The organism is Micromonospora thermarum (genome assembly GCF_012034245.1).
In the GTDB taxonomy this organism is placed as follows: domain Bacteria; phylum Actinomycetota; class Actinomycetes; order Mycobacteriales; family Micromonosporaceae; genus Micromonospora; species Micromonospora thermarum.
The window spans coordinates 1-5,057 of the sequence record NZ_JAATEO010000071.1 but is presented as its reverse complement, the minus strand read 5'-3'; the positions used below and the strand labels follow the sequence as shown (position 1 = coordinate 5,057).

6 protein-coding genes are annotated in these 5,057 nt (G+C 73.2%); all 6 read right to left on the bottom strand.

The genetic code is table 11. The features are described from left to right. Nucleotides 1–116 precede the first annotated feature (116 nt). Nucleotides 117–1,325, bottom strand: a complete 1,209-nt coding sequence (gene coaBC / locus HCJ94_RS29130) for a bifunctional phosphopantothenoylcysteine decarboxylase/phosphopantothenate--cysteine ligase CoaBC (protein WP_168004205.1) — start codon at nt 1,323–1,325, stop codon at nt 117–119. Between the two features lie 14 nt (nt 1,326–1,339). Continuing rightward, a complete protein-coding gene (rpoZ, locus tag HCJ94_RS29125) occupies nt 1,340–1,606 on the bottom strand; it encodes a DNA-directed RNA polymerase subunit omega (protein ID WP_013285517.1) in 267 nt (88 codons plus the stop codon). 43 nt (nt 1,607–1,649) lie between these two features. Further along, nucleotides 1,650–2,183: a nucleoside/nucleotide kinase family protein gene (locus HCJ94_RS29120; RefSeq protein ID WP_168004204.1), complete on the bottom strand. Its 534-nt coding sequence runs from the start codon at nt 2,181–2,183 to the stop codon at nt 1,650–1,652. Between the two features lie 26 nt (nt 2,184–2,209). Then, nucleotides 2,210–2,527 carry an integration host factor, actinobacterial type gene (gene mihF / locus HCJ94_RS29115; protein WP_007458370.1) on the bottom strand — a complete coding sequence of 106 codons (318 nt, stop codon included), beginning with the start codon at nt 2,525–2,527 and terminating at the stop codon, nt 2,210–2,212. A 173-nt stretch (nt 2,528–2,700) separates the two neighbouring features. Continuing rightward, entirely contained in the window at nt 2,701–3,540 is an 840-nt protein-coding gene (gene pyrF / locus HCJ94_RS29110) for an orotidine-5'-phosphate decarboxylase (protein ID WP_168004203.1), read from the bottom strand. 204 nt (nt 3,541–3,744) lie between these two features. Beyond that, nucleotides 3,745–5,019, bottom strand: a complete 1,275-nt coding sequence (locus HCJ94_RS29105; RefSeq protein ID WP_168004202.1) for an adenosylmethionine--8-amino-7-oxononanoate transaminase — start codon at nt 5,017–5,019, stop codon at nt 3,745–3,747. Nucleotides 5,020–5,057 lie beyond the last annotated feature (38 nt).

Below are 5,057 nucleotides of genomic sequence, written 5' to 3'. Positions count from 1 at the left end.
TTCGGAAGTGAAGAGGCGGCGTGTCACGGCACTCCTAAGTTTTGGAAAGGTCGTTCCGCGGCAGTGTAATCACCCGCGTCCGGAGTCGGCCCCTTCGGTCGTGCCGGTTCCAGCCGTCAGGAACGGACGGCGAGCCGGGTGACGACGAGATCCCAGACGCCCTGGGCGAGGTCTTCCTTGGACTGCTCGGGCATCCGGCTGACCGAGCCGTCCGCGCCGATGACCGTCGCCGCGTTGGTCTCGGCGCCGAAGACCTTGTCCGGGCCGACCTCGTTGATGACGATGAGGTCCGCCCGCTTGCGGGCGAGCTTGGCCCGGCCGTTGGCCTCGGCGTCGCCGGTCTCCGCGGCGAACACCACCAGCACCTGCTCCGGGCGACGGCGCTGGCCGAGCTCGGCGGCGATGTCCGGGTTCGTGACGAGCTCGATCGTGGGCGCGCTGCCGTCGTCCGATTTCTTGATTTTGCCAGTCGCGTACGTCGCCGGGCGGAAATCGGCCGGAGCGGCCGCCATGACCACCGCGTCCGCGTCGACGGCGGCCTTGAGCGTCGCCTCGCGCAGTTCGCTCGTCGTGCCGACCCGCACCATGTCGACGCCGGCCGGGTCGGGCAGCGCGACGTTGGCGGAGACGAGCGTGACCCGGGCTCCCCGCGCGACGGCGGTGCGGGCGAACGCGTACCCCTGCTTGCCGGAGGAGCGGTTGCCGAGGAAACGGACCGGGTCGAGGGGCTCCCGGGTGCCGCCGGCGGTGACCACCACGTGCCGGCCGGCCAGGTCCGCCGGGGCGGTGACGCCGCGCGCGAGGGCCCGCCGGGCCACGGCGAAGATCTCCGCCGGGTCGGGCAGCCGTCCCTTGCCGGTGTCGACGCCGGTGAGGCGGCCGACCGCCGGCTCGATGACCCGGACGCCGCGGGCCCGCAGGATCGCGACGTTGGCCACGGTGGCCGGGTGCTCCCACATCTCGGTGTGCATCGCCGGGGCCAGGACGACCGGGCAGCGCGCCGTGAGCAGCGTGTTGGTGAGCAGGTCGTCGGCGAGCCCGTGGGCGGCCTTGGCGAGCAGGTCGGCGGTGGCCGGGGCCACGACCACCAGGTCCGCCTGCTGGCCGAGCCGCACGTGGGGAACCTCATGGACGTCGGACCACACGTCGTCGGCGACCGGCTGGCCGGAGAGCGCCGCCCAGGTCGGCGCTCCGACGAAGCGGAGCGCCGACGCGGTCGGGACGACCCGGACCTGGTGGCCCGACTCGGTGAAGAGCCGCAGCAGCTCGCACGCCTTGTACGCGGCGATCCCGCCGCCGACCCCGAGGACGATCCGGGGAGACATCGGGCTGACGCGCGTTACGGCTGGTCGGTGGGCTCAGCGGTGAGCAGGCCCGCGTTGATCTCGCGCATGGCGATGGAGAGCGGCTTCTCCTGCGGGGTGGTCTCGACCAGCGGGCCGACGTACTCCAGCAGGCCCTCGCCGAGCTGGCTGTAGTAGGCGTTGACCTGCCGCGCGCGCTTGGCGGCGAAGATGACCAGCGCGTACTTCGACGTGGTCTTCTCGAGAAGCTCGTCGATCGGCGGGTTGGTGATGCCTTCGGGGTTGGTGGCGATGGATCCCACGTGTTGACCTCTACGTCTGTCACACCGCTCGCGGTGCTGGCGGTCAACCGCGCACGCGCGGTCGCGCCGGAGCAAGGAAGGAAGAACCGAACAATCCTACCAGCTTGTCCACGACCCGCTCGGTCAGGTCGTGCGCCACGGTGTGTTCGACGTGGCCCGCCATGACCGGATCGGGCATGTCGCCGGGCGGGTGCAGAAGGATCAGCCGGGCGTCCGGCACCGCCGCCCGGACCAGCAGCGCGCCGGCCAGGTCGAGCGGGAGCAGGACGGGATCACCGGCGGCGAGCCGCGACCGCAGCGGATCGTAGGGCGTGCCCCGCCGGTGCGGGCCGGCACGGCTCCACTCCAGCAGGCCGCCGACGGCGATGAGCCGGTCGAACTCGGCGGGGGTGAGGAAGACGCGGTCGACGCCGTCCACCTCGTGGTCGCGCCGGGGCCGGGTGGTCGCCGGCGCCGGGGTCCACACGGCGGGAGAACGCGCCCGGACCAGCGCGGCGACACCGTCCCGGCCGGAACCCGAAGGCCCGGTCAGGACAGTGAGCCGAGCCGCCGGGCGCGTCTCGCCATCCGTGCTCACTGCTTGTTTCTACACGGCTGCCGGCCTCAGTTGGCGGCGAACTCTCCAAGCAGGGCCTTGCGCTGCTGCTCGCCGAGGCCACGCAGGCGCCGGCTGTCGGCGATCTTGAGCTTCTCCATGATCTGGGTCGCCCGGATCTTGCCGATGCCCGGCATCGCCTGGAGGACGGCGGACACCTTCAGCTTGCCGACGACGTCGTCGGACTCGGCCCGCTCGAGAACGGCTCCGAGGGTGGTCTTGCCCTGCTTGAGCTGCTCCTTCAGCTCAGCGCGGGCCTTGCGGATCTCCGCGGCCTTCTCCAGCGCGGCTGCGCGCTGCTCGGGGGTCAGTGACGGGAGCGGCACCAGTTCTCCTCAGGTCCCTATCGCGACGGGCGGGACGCACCGCCGCACTGTGAAACGTGGTGTCGCTGTGAACCAAGGGGTCCATGGTTCCCAGCGCGGGGAAAACTAGCGGTCAGCGGAGCTTTCGGCAACGTGGACGCGCGATGATCAACAGAAAGTGACCGAGCCGTCAGTCAGTCACGGCCAGCCAGGACGGCCCGGCAGTCGGCCAGCGCCCGGTCCGCCGCGGCCCGCAGGGCGGTCAGGTCGGGGCCCGCGTTCAGCACCTCACGGGAGTACGACGGCAGCACCGCGGGCAGGCTGGAACCGAAGACGACCCGCAGGTCGGACGCGCTCCCACCCTGCGCACCGAGGCCGGGCGCGAGCAGCGGGCCGTTGACCGCGGAGAGGTCGTGGCCGGTCTCGCCGATGGTCGCCCCGACCACCAGACCGAAGCTCCCCGACGGCTGCGCACCCGCGTTGAGCTGGGAAATCTCGTCGATCACGGTCTGCGCGACGGTCCGCCCGTCGGCGGCGCGGGCCCGCTGGACGGCCGCCCCCTCCGGGTTGGACGTGAGCGCCAGCACGAACACGCCACCGCCGTGCGCGGCGGCCAGCTCGAACATCGGCGCGAGTGAGCCGACCCCGAGGTACGGGCTCGCCGTCACCGCGTCGACATAGAGAGGACTCGATGGATCGAGATACGCGGACGCGTACGCGGCGACCGTGGAGCCGATGTCCCCGCGCTTGACGTCGAGCAGAACGAGCGAGCCACAATTTCGTAACTGTCGGATAGTTGACTCTAGGATTGCCACGCCACGGGCCCCGAAGCGCTCGAAGAAGGCGGACTGGGGCTTGACGACCGCCACCCGGTCGCCCAGCGCCTCCACCACCGTCCCGGCGAACCGTTCAAGGCCACGCACGTCGTCGTCGAGCCCCCACCGGGCGAGCAGACCCGGATGGGGGTCGATGCCCACGCACAGCGGTCCCCGCTCGGTGACAGCCCGGTGCAACCGGGCGCCGAAGGTCTCCATCGCTGCTCTCCCTCTCCGCGCGCCCGTGACGCGCATCGTCGTCCCGGGGCGGCGACCCGCCGTCCCCGCCCACCACCGCGCCCGCCGGCGCGTCGACTCCGCCGGCGGCCACGTGCCCGCCCGCGTCCGTCGCCGCCCTCGCGGACGCTCTCAGCGGGCGGCCCGCGCCGCCCGCGTACTCCCCCGCCGGCCGGAACCGGCGGCTCAGCCGACCTTCACCGCGGCCGCGACCCCGGCGGCGATCCGGGCCACGTCGGCGTCGTCGGTGACGTACGGCGGCATGGTGTAGACCAGGTCCCGGAACGGCCGCAGCCAGACGCCCTCGTCGGCTGCGGCGGCGGTGGCCGCCGGGAGGTCCACGTCGTGGTCGAGCTGCACCACGCCGATCGCGCCGAGCACCCGGACGTCCACCACGCCCGGCGCGCCGCGCAGCGGCTCCAGACCGGCCCGCAGCCCCGCCCCGATCCGCGCCACCTCGGCCGGCCAGTCCCCGGCCCGCAGCAGGCCCAGGGAGGCGTTGGCGACCGCGCACGCGAGCGGGTTGCCCATGAAGGTGGGACCGTGCGCCAGAACCCCGGCCGCGGAGATGCCCCGGGCGATCTCCGGCGTGCAGAGGGCGGCGGCCAGGGTGAGGTACCCCCCGGTGAGCGCCTTGCCCACACAGAGGACGTCAGGGGCCACCCCGGCGTGCTCCGCGGCGAACATCGCGCCGGTCCGCCCGAAGCCGGTGGCGATCTCGTCGAAGATGAGCAGTACCCCGTGTGCGCGGGTGACCTCCCGCAGCACCCGCAGGTAGTGCGGGTGGTGGAAGCGCATGCCGCCGGCGCCCTGGACGACCGGCTCGACGATGACGGCGGCCAGCTCGTGGGCGTGCCGCTCGACCGCGTCCGCGAGGGCCGCCTCGTACGCCGGGTCGGGCGGCGTCTCGAAGCCGCCGGGTGGCACCGGGGCGAACACCTGCCGGGGCAGCACGTCCCCCCACAGGTGGTGCATCCCGCCCTCGGGGTCGCAGACGCTCATCGGGTGGAAGGTGTCGCCGTGGTAGCCGCCCCGCCAGGTGCCCAGCCGGCGGCGCTCCGGCCGGCCGGTGGCCCGCTGGTACTGCAGGCACATCTTGACGGCCACCTCGACGCTCACCGAGCCGGAGTCGGCGAGGAAGACGCGCTCCAGCCCGTCCGGGGCCAACTCGACAAGGGTGCGGGCCAGGGTGACCGCCGGCTCGTGGGTCAGCCCGCCGAACATCACGTGGCTCATCCGGCCCAGCTGGTCGGTCACCGCCGCGTCGAGCACCGGGTGCCGGTAGCCGTGGATCGCCGCCCACCAGGACGACATCCCGTCCACCAGCTCCCGCCCGTCCGCGAGCCGCAGCCGTACGCCCTGCGCGCTCTCCACGACGTACGGCGGACTGGCCGGCGGCAGCGCCGCGTACGGGTGCCACACGTGCGCCGCGTCCGCGGCGAGAATCTCCTCAGGCGTCACGAAACTCCTTCCAGGCACCCCGCCCACCCCACCCTCCG

Excerpts from the sequence above, each read along its gene's own strand:
- pyrF (WP_168004203.1), bottom strand. The coding sequence starts at position 3,540 with ATGGAGACCTTCGGCGCCCGGTTGCACCGGGCTGTCACCGAGCGGGGA.
- coaBC (WP_168004205.1), bottom strand. The coding sequence starts at position 1,325 with ATGTCTCCCCGGATCGTCCTCGGGGTCGGCGGCGGGATCGCCGCGTAC.